Annotated in this window: 18 protein-coding genes, 16 tRNA genes and 3 rRNA genes; 7 read left to right on the top strand and 30 right to left on the bottom strand. The window is 43.2% G+C overall.

Annotated elements, in window-relative coordinates:
- Positions 1–23: 23 nt before the first annotated feature.
- Positions 24–1,730 (bottom strand): ABC-ATPase domain-containing protein, encoded by a 1,707-nt coding sequence (locus tag MUO14_RS19785; protein WP_244752251.1) that lies wholly within the window; start codon positions 1,728–1,730, stop codon positions 24–26.
- A 136-nt stretch (positions 1,731–1,866) separates the two neighbouring features.
- Positions 1,867–1,940: transfer RNA gene (locus MUO14_RS19780), tRNA-Gly, on the bottom strand.
- A gap of 361 nt (positions 1,941–2,301) precedes the next feature.
- On the opposite strand from MUO14_RS19780, the gene MUO14_RS19775 reads away from it, so the two are divergent.
- Positions 2,302–2,493 (top strand): hypothetical protein, encoded by a 192-nt coding sequence (locus tag MUO14_RS19775; protein WP_244752250.1) that lies wholly within the window; start codon positions 2,302–2,304, stop codon positions 2,491–2,493.
- A gap of 81 nt (positions 2,494–2,574) precedes the next feature.
- Complete coding sequence (locus MUO14_RS19770; RefSeq protein ID WP_244752249.1) at positions 2,575–4,755, top strand: FUSC family protein; 2,181 nt, start codon at positions 2,575–2,577, stop codon at positions 4,753–4,755.
- Between the two features lie 131 nt (positions 4,756–4,886).
- Here MUO14_RS19770 and MUO14_RS19765 read toward each other — a convergent pair whose 3' ends face one another.
- The 23 genes from MUO14_RS19765 to MUO14_RS19655 all read right to left on the bottom strand — a co-directional run bounded on the left by MUO14_RS19765 (position 4,887) and on the right by MUO14_RS19655 (position 15,357).
- Complete coding sequence (locus MUO14_RS19765) at positions 4,887–5,438, bottom strand: hypothetical protein (protein WP_244752248.1); 552 nt, start codon at positions 5,436–5,438, stop codon at positions 4,887–4,889.
- Positions 5,439–5,614: 176 nt separating this feature from the next.
- Positions 5,615–6,073, bottom strand: a complete 459-nt coding sequence (locus MUO14_RS19760; RefSeq protein WP_244752247.1) for a hypothetical protein — start codon at positions 6,071–6,073, stop codon at positions 5,615–5,617.
- Positions 6,074–6,624: 551 nt separating this feature from the next.
- On the bottom strand, positions 6,625–6,897 hold the full coding sequence (locus tag MUO14_RS19755; RefSeq protein WP_244752246.1) for a helix-turn-helix domain-containing protein: 273 nt from the start codon (positions 6,895–6,897) through the stop codon (positions 6,625–6,627).
- 154 nt (positions 6,898–7,051) lie between these two features.
- Positions 7,052–7,189, bottom strand: coding sequence for a hypothetical protein (locus MUO14_RS19750; RefSeq protein WP_244752245.1), 138 nt, complete (start codon positions 7,187–7,189; stop codon positions 7,052–7,054).
- 465 nt (positions 7,190–7,654) lie between these two features.
- Positions 7,655–7,736, bottom strand: a tRNA-Leu gene (locus tag MUO14_RS19745).
- A gap of 1 nt (position 7,737) precedes the next feature.
- Positions 7,738–7,811 (bottom strand) — tRNA-Cys (locus MUO14_RS19740).
- A gap of 44 nt (positions 7,812–7,855) precedes the next feature.
- A tRNA-Gly gene (locus MUO14_RS19735) sits at positions 7,856–7,930 on the bottom strand.
- 6 nt (positions 7,931–7,936) lie between these two features.
- Positions 7,937–8,011: transfer RNA gene (locus MUO14_RS19730), tRNA-Gln, on the bottom strand.
- 17 nt (positions 8,012–8,028) lie between these two features.
- Positions 8,029–8,104: transfer RNA gene (locus MUO14_RS19725), tRNA-His, on the bottom strand.
- Positions 8,105–8,118: 14 nt separating this feature from the next.
- Positions 8,119–8,189 (bottom strand) — tRNA-Trp (locus MUO14_RS19720).
- A 5-nt stretch (positions 8,190–8,194) separates the two neighbouring features.
- Positions 8,195–8,280, bottom strand: a tRNA-Tyr gene (locus tag MUO14_RS19715).
- Between the two features lie 15 nt (positions 8,281–8,295).
- A tRNA-Thr gene (locus MUO14_RS19710) sits at positions 8,296–8,371 on the bottom strand.
- A 13-nt stretch (positions 8,372–8,384) separates the two neighbouring features.
- Positions 8,385–8,457 (bottom strand) — tRNA-Phe (locus tag MUO14_RS19705).
- 33 nt (positions 8,458–8,490) lie between these two features.
- Positions 8,491–8,567 (bottom strand) — tRNA-Asp (locus MUO14_RS19700).
- A 5-nt stretch (positions 8,568–8,572) separates the two neighbouring features.
- Positions 8,573–8,649: transfer RNA gene (locus MUO14_RS19695), tRNA-Met, on the bottom strand.
- Positions 8,650–8,678: 29 nt separating this feature from the next.
- Positions 8,679–8,754, bottom strand: a tRNA-Val gene (locus tag MUO14_RS19690).
- Between the two features lie 81 nt (positions 8,755–8,835).
- Positions 8,836–8,910: transfer RNA gene (locus MUO14_RS19685), tRNA-Glu, on the bottom strand.
- 27 nt (positions 8,911–8,937) lie between these two features.
- A tRNA-Ser gene (locus tag MUO14_RS19680) sits at positions 8,938–9,030 on the bottom strand.
- 4 nt (positions 9,031–9,034) lie between these two features.
- A tRNA-Asn gene (locus tag MUO14_RS19675) sits at positions 9,035–9,109 on the bottom strand.
- Positions 9,110–9,120: 11 nt separating this feature from the next.
- Positions 9,121–9,234, bottom strand: a 5S ribosomal RNA gene (rrf, locus tag MUO14_RS19670).
- A gap of 135 nt (positions 9,235–9,369) precedes the next feature.
- A 23S ribosomal RNA gene (locus MUO14_RS19665) occupies positions 9,370–12,290 on the bottom strand.
- A 233-nt stretch (positions 12,291–12,523) separates the two neighbouring features.
- A 16S ribosomal RNA gene (locus MUO14_RS19660) occupies positions 12,524–14,092 on the bottom strand.
- Together the 16S, 23S and 5S rRNA genes with 15 tRNA genes alongside form the textbook arrangement of a ribosomal RNA operon.
- 383 nt (positions 14,093–14,475) lie before the next feature.
- The gene (locus MUO14_RS19655) at positions 14,476–15,357 is read right to left on the bottom strand and encodes a nucleotidyltransferase-like protein (protein WP_244752244.1); all 882 of its coding nucleotides are present in this window, start codon (positions 15,355–15,357) and stop codon (positions 14,476–14,478) included.
- A 133-nt stretch (positions 15,358–15,490) separates the two neighbouring features.
- On the opposite strand from MUO14_RS19655, the gene MUO14_RS19650 reads away from it, so the two are divergent.
- The gene (locus tag MUO14_RS19650; protein WP_244752243.1) at positions 15,491–15,868 is read left to right on the top strand and encodes a YgzB family protein; all 378 of its coding nucleotides are present in this window, start codon (positions 15,491–15,493) and stop codon (positions 15,866–15,868) included.
- Positions 15,869–15,959: 91 nt separating this feature from the next.
- On the opposite strand, the gene perR is transcribed toward MUO14_RS19650, so the two are convergent.
- From perR to MUO14_RS19625, 5 genes are all read right to left on the bottom strand, one after another.
- The gene (gene perR / locus MUO14_RS19645; RefSeq protein WP_396265857.1) at positions 15,960–16,403 is read right to left on the bottom strand and encodes a peroxide-responsive transcriptional repressor PerR; all 444 of its coding nucleotides are present in this window, start codon (positions 16,401–16,403) and stop codon (positions 15,960–15,962) included.
- A 125-nt stretch (positions 16,404–16,528) separates the two neighbouring features.
- Positions 16,529–17,083, bottom strand: a complete 555-nt coding sequence (locus MUO14_RS19640) for a cob(I)yrinic acid a,c-diamide adenosyltransferase (RefSeq protein ID WP_244752241.1) — start codon at positions 17,081–17,083, stop codon at positions 16,529–16,531.
- A gap of 1 nt (position 17,084) precedes the next feature.
- Complete coding sequence (locus tag MUO14_RS19635) at positions 17,085–18,038, bottom strand: D-2-hydroxyacid dehydrogenase (protein ID WP_244752240.1); 954 nt, start codon at positions 18,036–18,038, stop codon at positions 17,085–17,087.
- Between the two features lie 348 nt (positions 18,039–18,386).
- Positions 18,387–18,857, bottom strand: coding sequence for a thioredoxin-dependent thiol peroxidase (bcp, locus tag MUO14_RS19630; protein ID WP_244752239.1), 471 nt, complete (start codon positions 18,855–18,857; stop codon positions 18,387–18,389).
- A 65-nt stretch (positions 18,858–18,922) separates the two neighbouring features.
- Positions 18,923–19,333: a potassium channel family protein gene (locus MUO14_RS19625; RefSeq protein WP_244752238.1), complete on the bottom strand. Its 411-nt coding sequence runs from the start codon at positions 19,331–19,333 to the stop codon at positions 18,923–18,925.
- A gap of 47 nt (positions 19,334–19,380) precedes the next feature.
- Here MUO14_RS19625 and MUO14_RS19620 point away from each other — a divergent pair, with 47 nt between their 5' ends.
- The 4 genes from MUO14_RS19620 to MUO14_RS19605 all read left to right on the top strand — a co-directional run bounded on the left by MUO14_RS19620 (position 19,381) and on the right by MUO14_RS19605 (position 23,871).
- Positions 19,381–20,079 (top strand): response regulator transcription factor, encoded by a 699-nt coding sequence (locus MUO14_RS19620; protein ID WP_244752237.1) that lies wholly within the window; start codon positions 19,381–19,383, stop codon positions 20,077–20,079.
- On the top strand, positions 20,076–21,077 hold the full coding sequence (locus MUO14_RS19615) for a sensor histidine kinase (RefSeq protein WP_244752236.1): 1,002 nt from the start codon (positions 20,076–20,078) through the stop codon (positions 21,075–21,077). The genes MUO14_RS19620 and MUO14_RS19615 overlap by 4 nt, the downstream gene beginning before the upstream one ends.
- Positions 21,078–21,194: 117 nt before the next feature.
- Positions 21,195–21,971 (top strand): ABC transporter ATP-binding protein, encoded by a 777-nt coding sequence (locus tag MUO14_RS19610; RefSeq protein WP_244752235.1) that lies wholly within the window; start codon positions 21,195–21,197, stop codon positions 21,969–21,971.
- Positions 21,946–23,871: an FtsX-like permease family protein gene (locus MUO14_RS19605; RefSeq protein ID WP_244752234.1), complete on the top strand. Its 1,926-nt coding sequence runs from the start codon at positions 21,946–21,948 to the stop codon at positions 23,869–23,871. Before MUO14_RS19610 ends, MUO14_RS19605 begins: the two co-directional genes overlap by 26 nt.
- Positions 23,872–23,905: the final 34 nt, after the last annotated feature.

Raw genomic sequence — 23,905 nt, 5'->3', positions numbered from 1 at the left:
TATACAGCATAAGCTGCTATTATTTATCTCAAATCACTCACTTTTGCAGTACGCAATCGATTTAAAGCTGCCGCAATTTCAAATCGTCTAGGACGGGCAAGTTCCCCTGGATGCTGATCCTTAAAGGGAGCAACTGATGCTAGACCTTCCCCTTCCAGTTGTTGATCAATTTTATCAAGCAACTCTTTTACCGAATGATTTTGATCTAGCCATCCTCTTTTACTTAAATGTAACAAAAGATCGGCAATCAAGTTGGTTTGCGAAGGATCGACAAGTTGTTCAACCGCATCGAGTGACAGCTCCGTCCTCCCCATTAAAATGAGTGTCCTTCCTTTCGCTTGCACCTTTTCTTTTTTCCCTTTTCTTGCCTGAATCGATTGAGACTCAAATGATCGTACAGGCAATGTACCAAACGATTCCTCTAAAGGTTGACGCTTACTCGGATATTTTGCAGCGATTTGTTTTGCCTGTTCTGTCACATGATACGGGACATATTGATCCATCATAATCACTTCATCAGCCGCATGAAAGTAGTCACCAGATCCACCCATAACTAATATGGTAGATACATCTAGCTCATTGCGCATCTGTGTGATTTTATCAATAAACGGGGTAATCGGTTCCTTCTCGCTGACAACAAGTTCCTGCATGCGCTCATCACGAATCATAAAGTTGGTTGCACTCGTATCTTCATCAATGAGTAACGTTTGTGCACCAGCCTCGATTGCTTCAATGACATTGGCAGCTTGTGATGTACTGCCACTGGCATTCTCCGTTGAAAATTGCGTCGTATCGACCCCATGAGGCAGATTTTTAATAAAAGGAGAAATGTCTACATTCGTAACTTGACGGCCATCTTCCGCTCTTACTTTGACTGCCTGAGGGTCTGTAACGACATACTCCCGACCATCGCCACTAATATGGGGATACACTCCTCGCTCAATGGCTTTGAGTAAGGTACTTTTACCATGATAACCGCCACCGACAATCAGAGCAATCCCCTTACGGATCGCCATCCCTGTCAATGGCTCCTCTCGATGCGGCAGTTTAATTGCGACCCTGTTTGCTTCAGGGCTTTGAAAAGCAACAGCATTCTTCATTGGTTGATCGCTTACCCCACTCGCCCGCGGCAAAGTAGCGCCATCCGCAATAAATGATATAAACCCTTCTTCTTTCATTTTGTCCAAAATCGCTTCATGCTGATCAGCTAATTTCACCGCTTCGTCTATCTCTTTATCCGTTATACTTAGAACAGACTTTTGTATAATTTCAGGTAACACTTGAAAAAACAGCTTGTCCGCCTGTTTCCCATTGATCCTCCGCCCATTCGCTGGCAGACCAACTGTTAAACACACGGTCGTATACCCATTTTCAAAAACAGCCGCCGTACGTTCCAAGATCTCCTGACCAGGACGATCAATGGCAACAAGGCCGCTCTTTCCTGAACCATGCACATTGGGATTTGAATGCTGAATAACATTTGACACCTTCCTTGTCATCACATCTTCAGCAAACACCTTTCGCTTGTTCGTTGATGTCCATTCCTGATCAATCGTACGCGTTTTATTAGGAATGCGTACCCGTATTTTCGAAGGGGCCGCAAAAGGATCCCCTTGAACATAATCAATGAGCAATTCATACGATGGGAAAAAGTATCGTCCTTGCATTTGCTTATAACCTTTGTAGCTCTTACCATCTATTTGCTGCAGCAGATTTTTTAACTTTTTCATAGAACACCACTCCTCTATCCTCTATGTATCCTTTAGCCTTCAATAAAAAACGCAATGCTTCGTTACTTGAATAAACGAAACACTGCGTTGGTTCACATTGTATAAAAATAATGGCATACTACCTTATAGGCAGTTATGGAGCGGGTGAAGGGAATCGAACCCTCATCATCAGCTTGGAAGGCTGAGGTTTTACCACTAAACTACACCCGCATAATAGGGTTTCATTAGCTGCGTTTGGTCATGCCTCTTCCTCTAAAAGATTATTCTGGGAAGTAAGATCCGTCGAGGCAACTCGCAGTGAATTCGGGGAAGTTATGCTCGTGGCTGAGGTTTTACCACTAAACTACACCCGCATTTGATTTCGAAATCGTATTTTTTATTATAACAACCATACACAGCGTATGCAACACGAAATAATCGGTTTTTGTCGAATAATATCATTCATTTATTCTATTGTCTTACTATATTACTAGTATAGTAAGCATGCTCCCTTTTTATACGAGGACAGCAAAAATCATTAAGACCTTTTTTACCATCTAGAGAATTAAATCCTATAAGGGGGATCAGAATAGTGATAAATCTAGTGCTCGGAGTCGTTATGCTTTTTATCGTGGGACTATATTTGGGGAGCTATATATTTGATCCGAATAATGCTTTAGTCGTTTCATTGTCAAAAAAACAATTCATCATTTTGCTTATCGTATTTACCTTGATAACGGTGTACTTATTAGGAACAGGTATTTATCACAGCTTTTTAAAATAAAACAGTTGAATTGATTGGGAAGGAAACTTACGATAAGAAGAGTATATAATATGCGATATTTTAGAAAAGGTTGATGAAGCATTGAAGCAATTACAATTTAAGAATTATTGGGTCACTCGACTACTCGCCTCAGACCCCGGGCGAAAACGATTGAATCAAGCTGGCAAAGCCGTCATTAGTTTGATTTCTTCCGTATCATCAGTAATCCTCATTCTACGTATGTTAGGACAACCTCCCTTAACCCCAGCTATTGTCGCTGGTATCACAGGCATGCTTGGAATTATGACTGTGATGGATGATACAAGGAAGAAAAAGAAAATAACTACGCTGCTACTGGGGATATCTGCAAGTTTTGGAGTGACAGCAGGATCGTTATTAGCGTGGAATGTCTATCTTGTCTCAGGTTTGATGATCCTTATTATATTTAGTGCATTTTATTTTTCACGATTTGGGAGCCGTTATTTTTCACTCGGTATGATCGGATTTATGACTGTTTATTTTTCTTCCTTTTTAGGGCTTTCCCCTAGTCAGTTACCGTGGTTTTACATGGGCATTGCCTTAGGTGTAGCTTTCGCATACCTATATAATTTTATTATCTTCAAAGACTCTGCCCAGCTGTTAAAAAGAAGTATGCGTTCCTTTCATATCCAAGCAAACCTGACATTCGAATTACTGATTGAAACGATTCAAGATCCAGAAACAAGCGACCCGCGGATTAAAAAACTTCAGTATAATGTGAGCAAGCTCAGAGAGTATGCAAGTAACGTCGCAACAGATTTAAACGCTCAAGATGTAAAAGGAATTTGGCCAGGCCTCACGACATCACAGCTAAGGCTATACGTGTTTGATACGGCAATGCTGGTTGCGACGTTAGCTGAATCCTTGCACCAATTAAAGAAAGATGATGCATTCGAGGCAGATGAACTAAGAGAGTTGTTAATAAGGGTGATTACTTCTCTCCGTGAATCAGAAGTTCTAGCACAAAACTATGAGGAAGAAAACTTGGTGAAAGCCCAGAAAACATCAGATTCTTTACGTCAGATGATCAATGAGCTATTTTCGAAGCAAGATTCACACCCTGGAAGATGGCTCTACATCATACGTAGAATTGAATCGATCACTACACATGTGACAAACGGTGCGCTAGCCATACAACAATCCTTACACAAAGGACAACAATCGAAGGAAAATACGGAAGAAGATAGCAGCCAAGATGGAGACAATGAAGAAAAAGAAGAAGATCAAGGGTTAAAACCATCAACGAAAAAAGCCTATCAATCACTAATTGCCGGAACGATAGCGATCATTGTTGGTCATTTAATCTCACCTGTCCAGCCCTACTGGGTCCTGCTCACAACATTTATTGTGCAGCTCGGGACAGAGTCCGTTGGCCGAACCTACATGAAAGGCCTTCAACGTTCAGTGGGCACAGTCATTGGGGCTATGCTTGGATTTGTATTAGCTAAAGCCGTTTCAGGACACTCCGTATTGGAAATTATTCTTCTATTTGTTGTCATATTTTTAGCCTTTTATATATTTGCTGTCTCGTACACATTAATGAGTCTCTTTATTACCTTACTTATCGCCTTTATGTATGACCTTTTGCTGGGAGGGATAAGCTTCTCCTTATTAAGTGCCCGTGTCATTGATACCATCGCTGGTGCAGCGATCGCCTTAACCATTTCCGCGGTTATTTTTCCAACAAAAACGAAGGAAAAAGTATCGGAGGCTTTTACCGATTATCTTAATGAACTTAACTCATACGTTATCCAGTATATTCGAAGCTTCCGTGAAACCATGGATATAAAAGAGCTAGCCGATCACGCTTTTAAAATGGATGAAAAAGTTCAAGCCATTAAAGACGAATCAAAACCGATCCTCCAGCGTCCAGGGGCACTAAGACATCGGGAGCTCCCACGCTGGATAACCATTTTCACAGCCATAAACTATTATGCCAAACACTTAGTCGCATCATCCTATCAAAAGAACTTCACTTATCCTGATGAACTAGAGAAAGTCTTTCCGTCGATGGAAGATAAATTTAACCACAATATAGAAACATTAACCCATATGATTAAAACTGGTGAAGGTGCCGGTGTGATCTACAACATGGATAACGAGAGAAAGCACATCGAACGCTTCGCACCAGGACATAACGAGAACCAGGGGGACCTCATTCATCATCTTTACTATGTATGGCGGATAAACCAGTCCATTTTAATTTTAGGGAAAGAATTAGGTGCCGAAGAAAGGGATCGGTAAGAAAAACGAAAAAAGAACTGACGTCAAGTAAACGTCAGTTCTTTTTTATTTAAAAAAAATTAAAATTGCGATAACCACTGTTCCATTTTGCCCTCTTCATCAGCACTATGTAGAACATTACTAAAAGAGAGTTATTCCCCTCTTAACGTTTCAGTTACGTCCCAAACCTTGTCGTAACCATTATATGAATTTAAAGCTATATCAAGATCGTGAAACATACGATGAAGGTTTCTAACTGTACCTTTATCTTCACGTTCAAGAACTGAATTCGCAAGCCCTTCAATTTCTTGTAAATCGCTTTTTAAGGTTTCGGAAGTCACATTTGGCAGCAACTCTTCAACCTTTTTAAGAACCATTTCCGCTTTCGCTCGTTGATCGTTCCAACTTAAGTTTCCAATTCCACCAAAACCTGTTGTGTCATTATAAAAATCGTGGGTCGTGGAAACGAATTCGCCAACATCTTTGTTCTCCTTCCCAACTGTTGCTTGTGTTTGTTCGATCGTATTGGCTGAAACCTCCCCAGCTTTCGCCTCTTCCTGCGCCCCTTTCGTTTGGTTTGTATCGCTACTCGCTTCCTGTTGAAAAATTACATTTGCAACAATAAGGTAAACGAACACGCCAAGGACTAAAAACGCAACCGTTCCTAGTCCCCACATGATCTTCTTGAATAATGTATCAAACATAAAATCCCCTCGCTTTTCTTGTAACGTAATCGTAACATTGAAAGAAAATCATGTAAATTAATCCAGTAAAATATATATAATACATCATTAACAAGGAGTTCTTCATAACTGCTTCAACGGAGAAAAGATGTTTACTTTGACTCAACCCTATACCATATATAATGGGCCGTCATTAGTTAGCCATTCTCAATTTTACATACCCACTTATAGTAATATAAAACAATAAGTAATAAGAAAGGATTAACCAATACTGAATACCACAAATTCCACCACCCATGATTAAAATATCCCCACGGTTCAGGTAATAAGGTGATGGCTTCGTAAAATGTAATTCCTATGACCCAAAATAAAATGTAAAAAATACGTTTATACATTAATTGTCCAAATGGGTACCAGTTTAGAAAAATCATATTCACGGGAGGGATCAATATAAGTAATGCAGGGATTGATCGCCACTCTATAGATTTAGAAAAGTACCAATATCCTTGATACTTTGCATCAATATATATATCAACAATTATTTGAAATGCTATGGTAAACATCCATATATGAACAACTTGATTTTTAGTTAAACGATTATTTGTTCTAAATGCAAGAAAATTAAATACAAAGACCGCAATTATTAGCCCTAACATAATAAGGCTCCTTTTTAAAATAGCCTTCCACTCTATCCCTTAAATTAATCATTCGTTCTAGTAAAAGAACTTCCATAAATTAGTTGAAATTTTTAGGGAAGTTAGGTAATTATTTGGGGATTTAAAGTGATAAATCAAATATACAACTTTGTAAGGAATTTGAGGATAAACTTAAAACAGATTTAACGGAACAAGCTTAGGATTCTCCTAAGCAAAATTACTTGTCTTTATAATACTTAATTTAAATCAACTTAATACCTTTTATATCGTTGCTAATTGATTGGTGTGAGGTTCCTACCTATTATGGTGCGTCTATTTTTAGAACCACCCTATCCGTTCTAAAATTCTCATTTGGCTTTTGGTCTCCAACCATAAGGGTCATGTCTACTTCAAACCAACCTTGAACTGCTTGACCGCCACCTTGGCATTCTTTTGGTAGTAGTAGGTGGAGCGCTTGATGCCAACGATGTTCAGAACCTTCGTCATGGCATAGCCCTGAGCGATCCAGTAATCGGCTACTTCAATTTTTTCCGTGAATGAGGGCTTTTCTTTTACGAGATCCCCAGAACGTCGATTTCAAGATCCTTCTCACCCAGAAGTTTCTTTAAATGACCGATCTCTTCAGCCAGGTGTTTCGTGTCAATTGAATCTACTTGATCAAGAGACACATCCCCAAGTTTTCCTTTATGAAACTCCTGGCACCAATGATCTACCATATTAGCGCTTAGTTTATAAAGACGAGTGACTAGGCTTTTATTCGCGGTTTCTTCGGCTTCTTTGAAGACTTGTTGTTTGAGCGCTATCGTGTACTGATTGCGTTTCATTCAACTCATCCCCTTTCTATTTGTCAGAGTAGTAAGATTCCCACCCACTGTCCAACGTCAAAAAGGGACTTTTTAGAGAATTAAACTGCATTTATCTCATGATTAGTTTTGAATTATTGTACTTGTTAGCCAGGATATACCTCTGAATAACAACTTAAAAGGTAAGAGAAACAATTGGGGTATCCAAAGTATCCAAGACAGTATCAAATTCAATGCTTCTGATATATAATCGCCCCTCCTTAGCTTTTTTATCAGTCCTCTCCCTATTTCTTAAAACTTCATTAAACCCCATTTTTATACCCTCCCATACTATTCTTGAACCTTACGCTAACCTACTTCGTTTGTTAAATAATGATTACTAATATTCTAACATAAATTGTAAAACTCAATACCTTTTTCTTATGTAGGCTATCCCTAAATCAAAGAATACTGGGACGGTCTTAATTACATAAATCACAATATCATTAAATAAATTATCGCTTCATTGAATGATTCTGCATACGAATGAATTCGAACTTTTTCGGACAATGGATATTTCACGGTCATTAAGATTATTCTTACGTCTTGCCATAGCTTGCCTTCCTTCGGAGCTATTCGCACGATTAATACACATGATTAGAGACAATGGGTAAACACTAAAAATCTACGTATTTTAGCTAAAAAAGACAACAAAAAAAACGCTTCCCACAATGTGAGAAACGTTGATATTACAGTATATTCAAGACTAATTGACTTACTCTTAACGAAAATAAAATAATACCGGTGGTCGGGTTCGAACCGACACTCCGTGAGGAACACGATTTTGAGTCGTGCGCGTCTGCCAATTCCGCCACACCGGCATGGAGGCGGCAACCGGAATCGAACCGGTGATAGAGGAGTTGCAGTCCTCTGCCTTACCGCTTGGCTATGCCGCCGTTTTACATCCTATGCTAACCATCTCTTAGTTATGAATATAAAATGGAGCGGGAGACGGGATTCGAACCCGCGACCCCCACCTTGGCAAGGTGGTGTTCTACCACTGAACTACTCCCGCATCTGATGGCTGGGCCAGCTGGATTCGAACCAGCGCATGACGGTACCAAAAACCGTGGCCTTACCGCTTGGCTATGGCCCAACAGATTAATTTAAAAATGGGGCGACTAGTGGGATTTGAACCCACGCATGCCGGAACCACAATCCGGTGCGTTAACCCCTTCGCCATAGCCGCCATAATGTAAAAAGCAGGGGTAGTAGGAATTGAACCCACATTGGCGGTTTTGGAGACCGCAGTTTTACCATTAAACTATACCCCTATAAATGGTGGAGGGAGTAGGACTCGAACCTACGAACCCGATGGGAGCGGATTTACAGTCCGCCGCGTTTGGCCAACTTCGCTATCCCTCCATCACAATGACCAAATGGTGCCGGCCAGAGGACTTGAACCCCCAACCTACTGATTACAAATCAGTTGCTCTACCAGTTGAGCTAGGCCGGCTAGTGGAAAAAGGTGGCTCGGGACGGAATCGAACCGCCGACACACGGATTTTCAGTCCGTTGCTCTACCGACTGAGCTACCGAGCCAGATTTCTAATGATTTACGTGTATATGTAAACATGGCGGTCCGGACGGGACTCGAACCCGCGACCTCCTGCGTGACAGGCAGGCATTCTAACCAACTGAACTACCGGACCAAATTTGGTTGCGGGGACAGGATTTGAACCTGTGACCTCCGGGTTATGAGCCCGACGAGCTACCAGACTGCTCTACCCCGCGATAATGTGGAATTTCCACTAGAAAATAGATGGTGGAGGATGCAGGGCTCGAACCTGCGACCCCTTGCTTGTAAGGCAAGTGCTCTCCCAGCTGAGCTAATCCTCCAGCTATATAACTTACTAGATATGTAATGTATTAAGAAAATGATATATTTAATAATACTTTCACTAATAAGCTTTGGGAAGTTGGTGACCCGTACGGGATTCGAACCCGTGATACCGCCGTGAAAGGGCGGTGTCTTAACCACTTGACCAACGGGCCAATCGAAAACTTTCGTTATGTTCGATATGGCGGAGAGCGAGGGATTCGAACCCTCGAAACCGCGAAAACGGTTTACACGAATTCCAATCGTGCTCCTTCGGCCAGCTCGGACAGCTCTCCGTAATGGCTCCACCGGTAGGATTCGAACCTACGACCGATCGGTTAACAGCCGATTGCTCTACCACTGAGCTACGGTGGAATAATAATGAAACCTGGCAGCGTCCTACTCTCACGGGGATCGACCCGACTACCATCGGCGCTGAAGAGCTTAACTACTGTGTTCGGCATGGGAACAGGTGTGACCTCTTCGCCGTCGCCACCAGATCTCTTAATTCTCTTTTTTAAAGGACAAGATATATTATATTGCTCTTTAAAAGAAAAATCAAGGGTTTATGTAGAAGTTTTTGAAAACCCTCAAAACTGGATAAGACAGGCAAGACCAAACGATTCAATTTTGATATAGATAAGTCATCGATTGATTAGTATCCGTCAGCTTCACGTGTCACCACGCTTCGACCTCGGACCTATCGACCTCATCGTCTCTGAGGAATCTTACTTACTTGGCGTAAGGGGAAATCTCATCTCAAGGGGGGCTTCATGCTTAGATGCTTTCAGCACTTATCCCGTCCACACGTAGCTACCCAGCGATGCTCCTGGCGGAACAACTGGTACACCAGCGGTGTGTCCATCCCGGTCCTCTCGTACTAAGGACAGCTCCTTTCAGATTTCCAACGCCCACGACGGATAGGGACCGAACTGTCTCACGACGTTCTGAACCCAGCTCGCGTACCGCTTTAATGGGCGAACAGCCCAACCCTTGGGACCGACTACAGCCCCAGGATGCGATGAGCCGACATCGAGGTGCCAAACCTCCCCGTCGATGTGGACTCTTGGGGGAGATAAGCCTGTTATCCCCGGGGTAGCTTTTATCCGTTGAGCGACGGCCCTTCCATACGGTACCGCCGGATCACTAAGCCCGACTTTCGTCCCTGCTCGACTTGTAGGTCTCGCAGTCAAGCTCCCTTGTGCCTTTACACTCTGCGAATGATTTCCAACCATTCTGAGGGAACCTTTGGGCGCCTCCGTTACTCTTTAGGAGGCGACCGCCCCAGTCAAACTGCCCACCTGACACTGTCTCCGAACCGGATCACGGTCCTGGGTTAGAATGTCCGTACAGCCAGGGTGGTATCCCACCAGCGCCTCCACCGAAGCTAGCGCTCCGGCTTCTCAGGCTCCCACCTATCCTGTACAAGCTGTACCAACATTCAATATCAGGCTACAGTAAAGCTCCACGGGGTCTTTCCGTCCTGTCGCGGGTAATGCGCATCTTCACGCATAGTATAATTTCACCGGGTCTCTCGTTGAGACAGTGCCCAAGTCGTTGCACCTTTCGTGCGGGTCGGAACTTACCCGACAAGGAATTTCGCTACCTTAGGACCGTTATAGTTACGGCCGCCGTTTACTGGGGCTTCGGTTCAACGCTTCGCGCCAAGCGCTAACGCATCCCCTTAACCTTCCAGCACCGGGCAGGTGTCAGCCCCTATACTTCGCCTTACGGCTTCGCAGAGACCTGTGTTTTTGGTAAACAGTCGCTTGGGCCTTTTCACTGCGGCTCCTCGGCAGAGGAGCACCCCTTCTCCCGAAGTTACGGGGTCATTTTGCCGAGTTCCTTAACGAGAGTTCTCCCGCTCACCTTAGGATTCTCTCCTCGCCTACCTGTGTTGGTTTGCGGTACGGGCGCCTCTTTCCTCACTAGAGGATTTTCTTGGCAGTGTGAAATCAGGAGCTTCGGTACTCTAGTTCCCTCCCCATCACAGCTTGACGTTGCCGAGCGGATTTGCCTGTCTCGACCGTCTCACTGCTTGGACGCACACATCCAGTGGTGCGCTCTCCTTATCCTCCTGCGTCCCCCCGTCGTTCAAACGGAAAGGAGGCGGTACAGGAATATCAACCTGTTGGCCATCGCCTACGCCTTTCGGCCTCGGCTTAGGTCCCGACTAACCCTGAGAGGACGAGCCTTCCTCAGGAAACCTTGGGCTTTCGGTGAAAGAGATTCTCACTCTTTTTTCGCTACTCATACCGGCATTCTCACTTCTAAGCGCTCCACCAGTCCTTACGGTCTGACTTCGCAGCCCTTAGAACGCTCTCCTACCACTGATCCCTAAGGATCAATCCGCAGCTTCGGTGGTGTGTTTAGCCCCGGTATATTTTCGGCGCAGCGTCACTCGACCAGTGAGCTATTACGCACTCTTTCAATGATGGCTGCTTCTAAGCCAACATCCTGGTTGTCTAAGCAACGCCACATCCTTTTCCACTTAACACACACTTGGGGACCTTAGCTGGCGGTCTGGGCTGTTTCCCTTTCGACCATGAACCTTATCACCCATGGTCTGACTCCCAGAACAAAGTCGTTGGCATTCGGAGTTTGACTGAATTCGGTAACCCGGTAGGGGCCCCTCGTCCAATCAGTGCTCTACCTCCAAGACTTTCTATTCTGAGGCTAGCCCTAAAGCTATTTCGGAGAGAACCAGCTATCTCCGTGTTCGATTGGCATTTCACCCCTACCCACACCTCATCCCCGCAATTTTCAACTTGCGTGGGTTCGGGCCTCCAGTCAGTGTTACCTGACCTTCACCCTGGACATGGGTAGATCACACGGTTTCGGGTCTACGACCGCCTACTGCTTCGCCCTATTCAGACTCGCTTTCGCTGCGGCTCCGCTGCTTTAGCTTAACCTTGCAGACGGTCGTAACTCGCCGGTTCATTCTACAAAAGGCACGCCGTCACCCATCAATGGGCTCCGACTACTTGTAGGCGCACGGTTTCAGGATCTCTTTCACTCCCCTTCCGGGGTGCTTTTCACCTTTCCCTCACGGTACTGGTTCACTATCGGTTACTAGGGAGTATTTAGCCTTGGGAGATGGTCCTCCCGGATTCCGACGGAATTCCTCGTGTTCCGCCGTACTCAGGATCCACTCCGGAGAAAAGAAGATGTCGACTACAGGGCTCTTACCTGCTCTGGCTGATCGTTCCAGATCGATTCATCTATCCTCTTTTTTTGTAACTCCAAAGGAGTGTCCTACAACCCAGAAAGCAAGCTTTCTGGTTTGGGCTGTTTCCGTTTCGCTCGCCGCTACTTGGGAAATCGCGTTTGCTTTCTCTTCCTCCGGGTAATGAGATGTTTCAGTTCCCCGGGTCTGCCTTCCCTTACCTATGTATTCAGTAAAGGATCCTGCTCCATTACGAGCAGGGGGTTCCCCCATTCGGAAATCTTCGGTGCACAGCCTACTTACGGCTTCCCAAAGCATATCGGTGTTAGTCCCGTCCTTCATCGGCTCCTAGTACCAAGGCATCCACCGTGCGCCCTTATTCACTTAACTATTGTCGTCGTGAAAAGACGTTAAAAAATTGATGTTTGATGTCTTGTCATCCCGTGTCGATCTCTATCTAAAGAGGATCGTCACGTTCTGATTATCTTATCCAGTTTTCAAGGTTCACATTGAAAGATCGTTTGATCTCTCAAAACTGAACAACCAACCAGGTACGTCTTCCGTATGCGGCAGCTTCCCGACTTTCTCGAAAGAGAAAGAGGTCGCCTTGCATATGTCCTTAGAAAGGAGGTGATCCAGCCGCACCTTCCGATACGGCTACCTTGTTACGACTTCACCCCAATCATTGGCCCCACCTTCGGCGGCTGGCTCACATAATGTGTTACCTCACCGACTTCGGGTGTTGCCAACTCTCGTGGTGTGACGGGCGGTGTGTACAAGGCCCGGGAACGTATTCACCGCGGCATGCTGATCCGCGATTACTAGCGATTCCGGCTTCATGCAGGCGAGTTGCAGCCTGCAATCCGAACTGAGAATGGTTTTATGGGATTTGCTACACCTCGCGGCTTCGCTGCCCTTTGTACCATCCATTGTAGCACGTGTGTAGCCCAGGTCATAAGGGGCATGATGATTTGACGTCATCCCCGCCTTCCTCCGGTTTGTCACCGGCAGTCACCTTAGAGTGCCCAACTGAATGCTGGCAACTAAGATTAGGGGTTGCGCTCGTTGCGGGACTTAACCCAACATCTCACGACACGAGCTGACGACAACCATGCACCACCTGTCACTTGGTCCCCGAAGGGAAAACCCTATCTCTAGGGCGATCCAAGGATGTCAAGACCTGGTAAGGTTCTTCGCGTTGCTTCGAATTAAACCACATGCTCCACCGCTTGTGCGGGCCCCCGTCAATTCCTTTGAGTTTCAGCCTTGCGGCCGTACTCCCCAGGCGGAGTGCTTAATGCGTTAACTTCAGCACTAAGGGGTGGAAGCCCCCTAACACCTAGCACTCATCGTTTACGGCGTGGACTACCAGGGTATCTAATCCTGTTTGCTACCCACGCTTTCGCACCTCAGCGTCAGAAACAGACCAGAGAGTCGCCTTCGCCACTGGTGTTCCTCCACATATCTACGCATTTCACCGCTACACGTGGAATTCCACTCTCCTCTTCTGTCCTCAAGTTCCCCAGTTTCCAATGACCCTCCACGGTTGAGCCGTGGGCTTTCACATCAGACTTAAGGAACCGCCTGCGCGCGCTTTACGCCCAATAATTCCGGACAACGCTTGCCCCCTACGTATTACCGCGGCTGCTGGCACGTAGTTAGCCGGGGCTTCCTCGTTAGGTACCGTCAAGGTACCGCCCTGTTTGAACGGTACATGTTCTTCCCTAACAACAGAACTTTACGATCCGAAGACCTTCATCGTTCACGCGGCGTTGCTCCGTCAGACTTTCGTCCATTGCGGAAGATTCCCTACTGCTGCCTCCCGTAGGAGTCTGGGCCGTGTCTCAGTCCCAGTGTGGCCGATCACCCTCTCAGGTCGGCTACGCATCGTCGCCTTGGTGAGCCGTTACCTCACCAACTAGCTAATGCGCCGCGGGCCCATCTGTAAGTGATAGCTAGAAGCCATCTTTTACCTTCCTCTCATGCGAGATAAAGGATTACCCGGCATTAGCCCCGGTTTCCCGGAGTTATTCCGATCTTACAGGCAGGTTGCCCACGTGTTACTCACCCGTCCGCCGCTCATTCCACAGGCTTCACCCCCGAAGGGGATCCGCCTGCTTCCTGCGCTCGACTTGCATGTATTAGGCACGCCGCCAGCGTTCGTCCTGAGCCAGGATCAAACTCTCCATAAAAGTTAAAGTTTGACTTGCTCATTTGCACACCGAATGTGCTTGTTTCAAATTCTCTCTATTTAATAGAAAGAATAAATTGACGTACTGGTTGGTTCGTTCAGTTTTCAAAGATCAAAAGTTGTTCGCCGCTTCAAAACAGCGACCTAATTAATATATCATGGTGAGTAAGTTAAGTCAATAACTTTTTCCATGATTTCTTCTTAAATCTGTGCGTCTGCCGCGTTTGCTTTGTGCGACGTTTAATAATATATCATGCTTATAAAATATGAGTCAATACATTTCATCAAAAATTTATAAAAAGCTCCATTGAAATCAGTCAGGGAAACTCATTCATAATAAAAACCCTCTCTTACCTTTGATAAGAAAGGGTGAACATTCCCAGTTTAGGATTGGCTTATTGGAGCTGCTTGATACATTCGATGATAAATATTTGCACCTTTTGTTTCCTGTCGTACAACTTCAATGAGCCCTTTATCTACCAAGTACTCAACCATAGACGACAGATCAAGCGCATACTCTTGGATTTCTGGGTGGATCTTAAGCTCACCAAATGACCACGCTCCCTCCCTACTATCTATTAGCAAAAGCAAGTGTTTAGCACTTGTTCGAGATCTTACACTAATTGCATGTTCAACAGCAAGAATCATCAACTGAACCCTTTTATTGGTTTCCTCTTTACTTTCAATGAGCTCTTGGTAAAGCTTATATACTTCAGGTTCTATTCTTCTCACCTGATTCCATACGGTAACTTCTGGGTGGAATCCTTTCTCAATAATAGCTAATCTAGCTAGATAATGAAGAGAGTGAACCATTCGACTGAATGAGTCAAGGTATTGTTCCGATTCAAACAAATCTTTGGATTCACTATAGCTCCTTATTAATTTAGCAAACTCAATGGCTTTCTTTAAATCCCTTGTTCGTGTAGGGAAAGATCTTAAGCGTTCCTTTAAATCCGTTACATAGTCATTGCGTTCAAATACCACCGTTCCATTGATTACCCACTCCACTGCTCTTCGATAAGAGCTCGTATCGATCCACTTTTGCAAAAGGGTTTCGTCTACAATATGCATGGCGGCGGATTGGTCATCGAATTCGTAATGCTTTACATACCAAGGATCTTTTGCGTCCTTAACAATTATAAACAGGATGACATCAAAATTATCTGTTACAGGACTATTTGGTTTCTTTTTTTCTAATATGAGAATTCCCATTGTATTGGCCTGGCTCGCCCTTTCTTGATAAATCGGGCGCAGTATATCTTCCATTATTTATCCCCCATATCATTAATTGGTTCATTGTTTTATTCGATACTTTTTGGTGAAATCCTTTTTTCGAATTATATTTTAATAGGGGAAATATGCTATACTACGTCTGTAGAGTATGTAGGAGGGACTTAAGATGGCTTTAAAGTACAGCAGTAAAATTAATAAAATTCGTTCCTTTGCTTTTTGGTTAATATTCGCCGGCTTTGGTGTTATGTATATTGGTCTTTTGTTTAAAGAAACAGCATGGGCGATGGCTATCTTTATGATTTTAGGTATGGGATTCATCGGACTAAGTACAGTGGTGTATTTTTGGATTGGGATGTTATCGACGAGGACCATCCAAATTGTTTGTCCATCATGTGAAAAGCCCACCAAAATGCTAGGCCGGGTAGATGCCTGTATGCACTGTAAACAGCCGCTTACATTGGACAAGTCATTAGAAGGTAAAGAATTTGATGAAAAATATAATTCAAAACGTTATAAGAAACAAGAAGCTGAGCATCAATCATAAAAATACTTACACTAAAAAGGGACCTCGTGCATTCGGCAGAGGTTCCTTTTCTTATAGTCCATAAAAAAACTGAAAGCATGGGCTTCCAGTTTTAGTGAGCTGTTTTCACTTTACATTCTGAGCATGTTCCGTAAACTTCCATGCGATGATGACTTACAGTAAATCCAGTCACCTGTTCAGCTAGTGCTTCCACTTCATTTAACTTAGGGTAGTGAAAGTCCACAATCTTACCACATGATTCACAAATAATATGGTAATGATCAGAGGTATTACAATCAAAGCGGCTGGATGAATCTCCATACGTGAGTTCGCGGACCAATCCAATTTCCCTAAACACGCGTAAATTGTTATATACTGTTGCGACACTCATATTTGGAAACTTGCTCTCCAATGCCTTATAAATATCATCAGCTGTCGGGTGAGTCATTGCATTCAACAAGTATTCAAGCACCGCATGACGCTGTGGTGTAATTCGAACCCCGGAACTTTTTAGTGTATCAATCGCTTCTTGTAGTCGTTGTTCAGACACCGTCATGCACCTCGCTTTCATATACTAACTTTTTTGAATTAGAAAATTATTAAATTAGAATCTTTATAATTAGTTTAACCTGTCTATAAAGGTATTGTCAATAAAATCATCATCTAAAGAAGCTGATCTGGTTACACATCTGGGTGCAATGGCAGCTCTTTTCCTCCGAGATGCTGATTGACATATCTTGCAGCTACAAATAACAAATCAGACAATCGATTCAAATATGACACAACCAGCGGGTTGACTTCCTCTTCCAATGCAACAGCTGTACGTTCAGCCCTTCTTACAATCGTACGCGCCATGTGCAGCCCGGCTGACGCTTCATGGCCTGATGGCAGAATAAAGTTATTTAATTCTGCTAAACTAGTGTCCCACTCATCAATATATTGTTCAAGATCATCAATATGCCCCTTTTTCAGTTCCCAAGTCACTTTTTTCCCCTTCGGTGTGGCTAGCTCAGCACCGACATGAAACAGGATCGTTTGGATTTTTTGCATTGCGGTGAGGAAGGCGTCTTTCTCCGTCCAATCTTCACGTACTAGATGACTTAAAGCCACACCTATAGCCGAATTGGCTTCATCACATGTACCATACGCTTCTACTCTTAAATCATTTTTTGCAACACGGTCCCCATAAATCAAAGAGGTCTTTCCTTTGTCTCCCGATCTCGTATAAATACGCATATTAATACCCCCGTTTAGGATCAATAAGATTTTCCATATCTTCCTTCTTATTTAAGAAGGATTGTAGATTTCTTTCAAAAATTTCAAACCCACGTGGTAAATATTGTGGAGTTATTCCCGATAAATGTGGGGTGACAGTCACTCTTTCTTCCTCCCAAAATGGATGGCTCTCAGGAAGGGGTTCTTCCTCAAAAACATCCAAAACGGCATGACTTATCTGATTCTCCTTAATTGCCTGCAAAATAGTGTGTGAAGCAACCAAGTCCCCTCTACCCATGTTCAAAAAGATAGCATGGGAAGGCATGAGCCGAAAGTGTTCCTCTGTAAGAAGATAGGTTGTTTCCTCTGTGCTTGGCAATACGGCCACAACTACATCACCGTGTGACAAGGCTTCCTTCATCCTATCTACTGAATATGTTTCGTCAAAATAAGGTTTAGTTCTTCCAGACTTTGATACCCCAACCGTCTTCATTCGAAACGTTTTTGCCAGTCGTGCTGTCTCTTGGGCAATCGCGCCTGTTCCGAGCAATACCATCGTTTGTCCATTAATTTCTTTCATCGGAGTTCTTCGGTTCCATTGGTGACCCTGTTCTAACTGAACCAAGGCCTTTGCTTGTCGTGACACCTGAAGAACCATTGAAATGGCATATTCAGCCATCGGAATTGCGTGAATGCCCCGTACATTCGTTACCAGGATGTTCCGTCTGGATATGTCTTCAAACGGCATTTGATCCATTCCGGCAGACAAAACCATGATCCACTTAAGCCTTGTAGCATCGGCTATCAGTTCAGGTGTGACATCCTCCCCGAACGTAATTAGCACATCCGCTTCCTTTAAATGCTGTCTACCCTCCTTCATTCCGTGACAAAAGTAAAAATCCACTTCTCCAAAGTTCTCCACTAACCGCTCTTTTATCTCATCCGGCACTCGTTTAATCACTGATACAACCTGCATAAACACACCTCTATCTCCATCTATTATTGGAATTTATTTTGATTGATTAGGATTTAATCTTTTTGTAATTCTTCTTTCACAAATCATCCATTGTCTCTAATTATTTCACCATGAGTGTACACTTGGCCACCATATTCAGGACGCTGAATTAAAACCATATCCCAATGAACTGACCCTCTTTAATGATTGGGATAATAAAACATCTGCCAATTTCCTTAATCTGGGACCCTTCATATGTATGCCTCCTCTTCCTACCGCTCCTTCTTAAATCATTCTGTACACCATCTTTAATTCCCTTCTTAAGCAACAAAAAAACCGTGATAGACGGATCCACCACGGTTTAATTCATTATGCTAAGTTTTCACGGATATATTGCAAGGCGGATTCTACGTGACCCTCTACTTTCACTTTACGATAATCTTCAGCCAAGTTCCCTTCTTTGTCAATAATAAAAGTGGAACGTTCAATACCATAATATTCTTTACCGAAGTTCTTCTTCAGCTTCCAAACGCCGTATTCTTCGGCTACCTTATGATCCTCATCAGCCAGAAGCAAGAATGGCAAGTCATGCTTGTCAATGAATTTCTTATGACTATCAACTGGATCCGGGCTAATACCAAGAATCACTGCATCTAACTCTTCAAAACTTTCGTGTTGGTCACGAAAATCGCATGCCTCTGTTGTACAACCCGGCGTCATATCTTTTGGATAAAAGTAAAGCACTACATTCTTCCCTTGATAATCTGATAGCTTCACAGTTTCCCCATTATTTGCTGTCAGTTCAAAATCCGGTGCTTTTTGTCCAGTTTCTACTGTCATTCTTAAATCCCTCCTAATTAGTATCTCCCTTTAGGATATCATGTTCTATTTATAAACATCCACTATCAAGAATCTCTAGTAGAACTCTGCCAAACCTTAGCTACAATCGCCGCCGGAAGTGTGTAGCCTATTAATGCTTCTATAACAGCAAAAAAACGCCCCCATCCGATCGGCATAAGATCCCCATAACCAACAGTAAACAGTGTGACCCCGCTAAAATAAACACCGCGCGCAACTTCTTTCGTCCATGAGTATGGGAATACCCCAGGGGATTGCGCAAAAATGATTAATCCTTGATAGGAGAGCGTCGCGTAGATGATACCAAATCCAACCATTATAATCGTGTACAATAGAAGGAGGGAAAAGAAGATTTGTCTGGAAAATGTTCGGTGTTCTACCTCAAGTGATGTTAACAACTGCCGTAAACTGCCTGCAATCAACAAAAAAATCAGGAAAGCAACAACTATGGTAAACACCGTAGATACACTCCCTTTATACAAGAAGCAAGAAAGGTGGATACTTCATGAAAATTTTTATAATAGAGGATGATCAGAAAATAGCCATGCTGCTCGCCCAATTTTTAGAAAAGTACGGGTATCAACCTCATGTGGCTACGCAATTTGACCAAATTAAACAGGAATTCATTCAGGTGGATCCACAGCTTGTTTTGCTCGATATTAATCTTCCTCGTTTTGATGGATTTTACTGGTGTCGCCAAATCCGTACACAATCAAACTGTCCTATCTTGTTTATTTCTGCAAGAGACTCAGGAATGGATCAAGTGATGGCAATAGAAAATGGCGGCGACGACTACATAACCAAACCATTTGATAACGATGTTGTATTGGCGAAAATCAAAGGACTAATCCGCCGTGTGTACGGAGAATATGCTGAAGCGAAACAAACGTCAGTGATCGAATTGAACGGATTGACACTTGACTTCTCTTCAATGGAGGCTGTCCATCAGTTTAAAAAAGTTATGCTTACTAAAAAAGAATTTGTTTTGTTAAAGGAATTTATGGACAAGCCCAGCCAAGTTCTATCCCGTGATCACCTGCTTGGGCTGCTCTGGGATGATCTGAATTTTGTTGATGATAACACGTTAACCGTTAATATTACGCGAGTCAGGAAAAAGCTTTCAGATATTGGAGTGGACCAGGCAATTGTGACGGTCAGAGGGACAGGGTATAAACTCGCTCATCAATGGAAGTCAGAGTCATGAAACTATTTATATTGGACAAACTTCCGCTTATACTTTTTTATTATGTAATGACTTCACTGTTTATGCTTGTTCTAAAGTTAGCAACCATGAACGTAAACAGTCCGCTGCCGAATGAAAATATTTTTTATTTATTTATCCTTGCAACCCTGGGACTTGCCGCGTTCCTAGGTTGGCAATATCGTAGGCAACGTCAGTTTTACAAGCTGGATTCTTCTAAAGATGATTCCTTAGAGGATTTAAGCTGGCTGCCTGAGCCTTGTGATCACAGATCAACACTGCTAATCACTCGTTATTACACCCAGCACCATTCTTATCAAAATCGTCTGGAAAGAGAAGACAAGAAACGACAGCAGCATATCGACTTCGTCCAACAGTGGGTGCATCAAATGAAAACCCCCTTGTCCGTTATAAAGCTTGCCTTAAATCAGGAAAAGGATGCAGTGAGCACTGAATTTTATAGAAGCATGGAAGAAGAATATGAAAAGTTGCAGCTTGGTCTAGACCTTGCTTTGTATCAAGCGAGGATTGACCGCTTTGATCGTGACTTTTTAGTTGAAAAAGTCACTGTGAGGGAACTGGCGCAAACGACCATCCAAGATTTCAAATCATCCTTTATACGAAACCGTGTGTATCCTGTCATTGAAATAGATAATGAAACAATTGTAGAGACGGATGAAAAATGGATGCGATTTGTCTTTCAACAGTTGACGGCCAATGCGATCAAATACTCCTCCGATACGAAGAAACAAATGACCTATGCTGCCCGACGTGTGGAGGGTACTGTGGAGTTTACTTTGGCTGATCCTGGTGTTGGAATACCTAAGCAAGACCTCACTCGTGTATTTGATCCTTTTTTCACAGGAGAAAATGGTCGGCACTTTCATGAGTCAACGGGAATGGGACTGTATTTATCCAAGGAAATTTGTGATCAAATGGGCCATGATTTAACCATTGAATCCATAGAAGGAGAAGGTACCATCGTCCATATCGTTTTTTAACTCATATTCTTACAAAATTGTAAGCTTAAACAGGTGAATTGAAAGGTAATTCGATGGGCAGTTGCTGTTTTCCCTTCTATACTTAAAGCAGATTAATGACAACAGGAGGTTATACTAATGTCTGTTTTAATAGCCAAGCAAGTCACAAAAACATATGGAGGTAAACAGGGAATCAAACATACTGCCATTGACCACTTAGATTTAAAAATTAGGAAAGGTGAATTCTTAGGCGTCATGGGGCCTTCAGGAAGCGGAAAAACGACCCTGCTTAACCTCCTCTCTTCTATTGATAAGCCAACATCCGGAACGATTGAAGTCAACGGTAAGCGGATCTCTACCCTGTCTACAAATCAATTAGCCAAGTTTAGACGGAGGGAAATGGGATTTGTGTTTCAAGATTTCAATCTCTTAGATACGTTAACCATCGGTGAAAACATTGTTCTTCCGCTTACACTCGCCGGCATGTCTGTTAAAGAAATGGAGAAAAAACTTGCTGCTGTAACGAAGAGATTAGGGATCGATACGATCTTACGGAACCGCACTTATGAAGTCTCAGGTGGTCAAAAACAAAGGGCTTCGATGGCACGCGCCATTATCCATGACCCAGCTGTCGTTTTTGCAGACGAACCAACCGGAAACCTTGATTCCAAATCCTCTAAGCAAGCCATGGAATCATTAGCTTCCCTACACGAAAAAGATGAATCAACCATTATGATGGTTAGTCATGATGCCTATGCTGCAAGCTTCTGTGAACGGATCGTGTTTATAAAAGATGGGAAACTGTTTACTGAAATCCACCGTGGAGATAATCGGCAAAGCTTTTTCCAGGATATCTTAAACGTTCAAAGTTTGTTAGGAGGAAACACCGATGACCTTCAGACAGTTCGCGTTTAATAATATCCGCCGTAATAGCCGACAATACTTAAGCTATTTCTTAAGTGCGACGTTTTCCGTTGCCGTGTTTTTTATATATGCCGTGCTGGTCTTTCACCCTGAAGTACAGGAAGCTACTTTCCGCCGAGACGTCCAGCAAGGGATTCTGGCAGCGGAAATCATTATCTTCGTGTTTTCCTTTCTGTTTGTGCTTTATTCCACAGGGTCATTTGTCAAATCCCGCAAGCAGGAATTTGGATTGCTTACAACACTTGGAATCAGTCGCGGACAGCTGAACCGAATGATTTTCATTGAAAATACCATCATCGGGATCGTTTCTATTCTGTCCGGAATAATTGTCGGTGGCTTGTTGTCAAAGATTTTCATCATGACATTTTCGGAGATACTTAAGTTAGATCAAGCCCTTTCTTTTTACTTGGCTCCTGAAGCGATCCTTCTTACGGCTGGTGCTTACTTTATTATGTTTGAATTAAATTCGTTTCTTTCGTTATGGACAATTCGGATGAATTCAGTCATGGAATTGTTCCGAGGGTCAAAGGCACCGAAGAAGGCACCTAAATTTTCATGGAACTTAAGTATCTTGTCACTGCTTCTTATAGGTGCAGGCTATTACTTAGCGATCACAGCTAACTTATTAACGATCGTTTCTCGCATATTGCCTATTTTAGCCTGTATTGTGCCAGGAACTTATTTATTGTTCAGTCAATTTAGTATAGCTTTTACAAAAGCCTTGAAGAGCCGCAAATCTCTTTTTTTCAAAAAAACAAATATGCTTACGATTTCAGACTTAATGTATAAGTTAAAAGACAACTCTAGAGTACTCTTTCTTGTTACGATCTTAAGTGCAGTGGCTTTTACATCTTCCGGGGTATTGTATGGAGCTTTCCAAGGGATTAAGGAAGAAACAGAAAAATATGAGCCGCTGTCCATTATGATGGCTACTACAGATAATATGGAGCTGTACGATAACTATCATAATAAAATAATCGATGAGTTGAAAAAACTAGAGATCCCCTATCAGTCTCTAGAAAAACAGCTACTAAAGGCTGAAGCGGTAAACGGTGAAGGGAAAAGCAGAGAAATCCTTGTCGTTAATGAATCAACCTATAATCAGTACGCCGAATTAACTGGGAGAGAAGGCATTTCCTCCATCCAATCAAATGAAGCTGTCCTATTGAATCCAAACGCTTCCATCTCAAGTCCTTACAGGGATTCATTGTCCTTGCAAATAAATGGCGTGACGGAGGAGTTTGAAACAACAACCAGGACGGAAACTGCGATGCCCGCTTATATCTATTTGGTACCACATGTTGCTGTCGTATCTGATAAACAATTGAACCAGTTTACACAAGTAGCTGAGCCTGGACAATATATCTCCTATTTAGGGATCTCCATTGACCGCTGGACCGAATATGTAGATGAAGCGATCGCGGTCCAAGAATCTTTGAGCTACACGAACACACATCCTTTTAAGGAGAATATCGCCATTAGTTTCCAGGCTGAAAACTATACAATGTTGAAACGAATGTTCAGTCTGACACTATATTTCGGTGTATTTATTAGTGTATTGTTTTTCCTTGCAGCCGGTTCGATTCTCTACTTTAGAATGTATCAAGATATCGACAATGACCTGCATTATTATCGTGCTCTATACAAAATTGGCCTGACGAAAAAAGAAATGAGAGGAATCGCTACGAAACAGATCCTCTTCCTATTTATGGCCCCGTTCTTTATTGCGGTCGCCCATGCCGGATTTGCCTTTGCCGCCTTACAGAACATGCTCGCAGCCTCTGTCCTATGGCCGAGCACCATAATCCTAGGCGCATTTCTTATCATACACACCATCAACTTCCTATTTATTAGACAGATCTACATCAAAAAAATAGCAACCGTCATGTAGACAAATTATCCCACCTCAGGTCATCCATTTTCTG

This window comes from Halobacillus shinanisalinarum (assembly GCF_022919835.1).
In the GTDB taxonomy this organism is placed as follows: domain Bacteria; phylum Bacillota; class Bacilli; order Bacillales; family Halobacillaceae; genus Halobacillus_A; species Halobacillus_A shinanisalinarum.
Note: the sequence above shows the minus strand (reverse complement) of the source record. Positions and strands in the feature narration are given on the sequence as shown.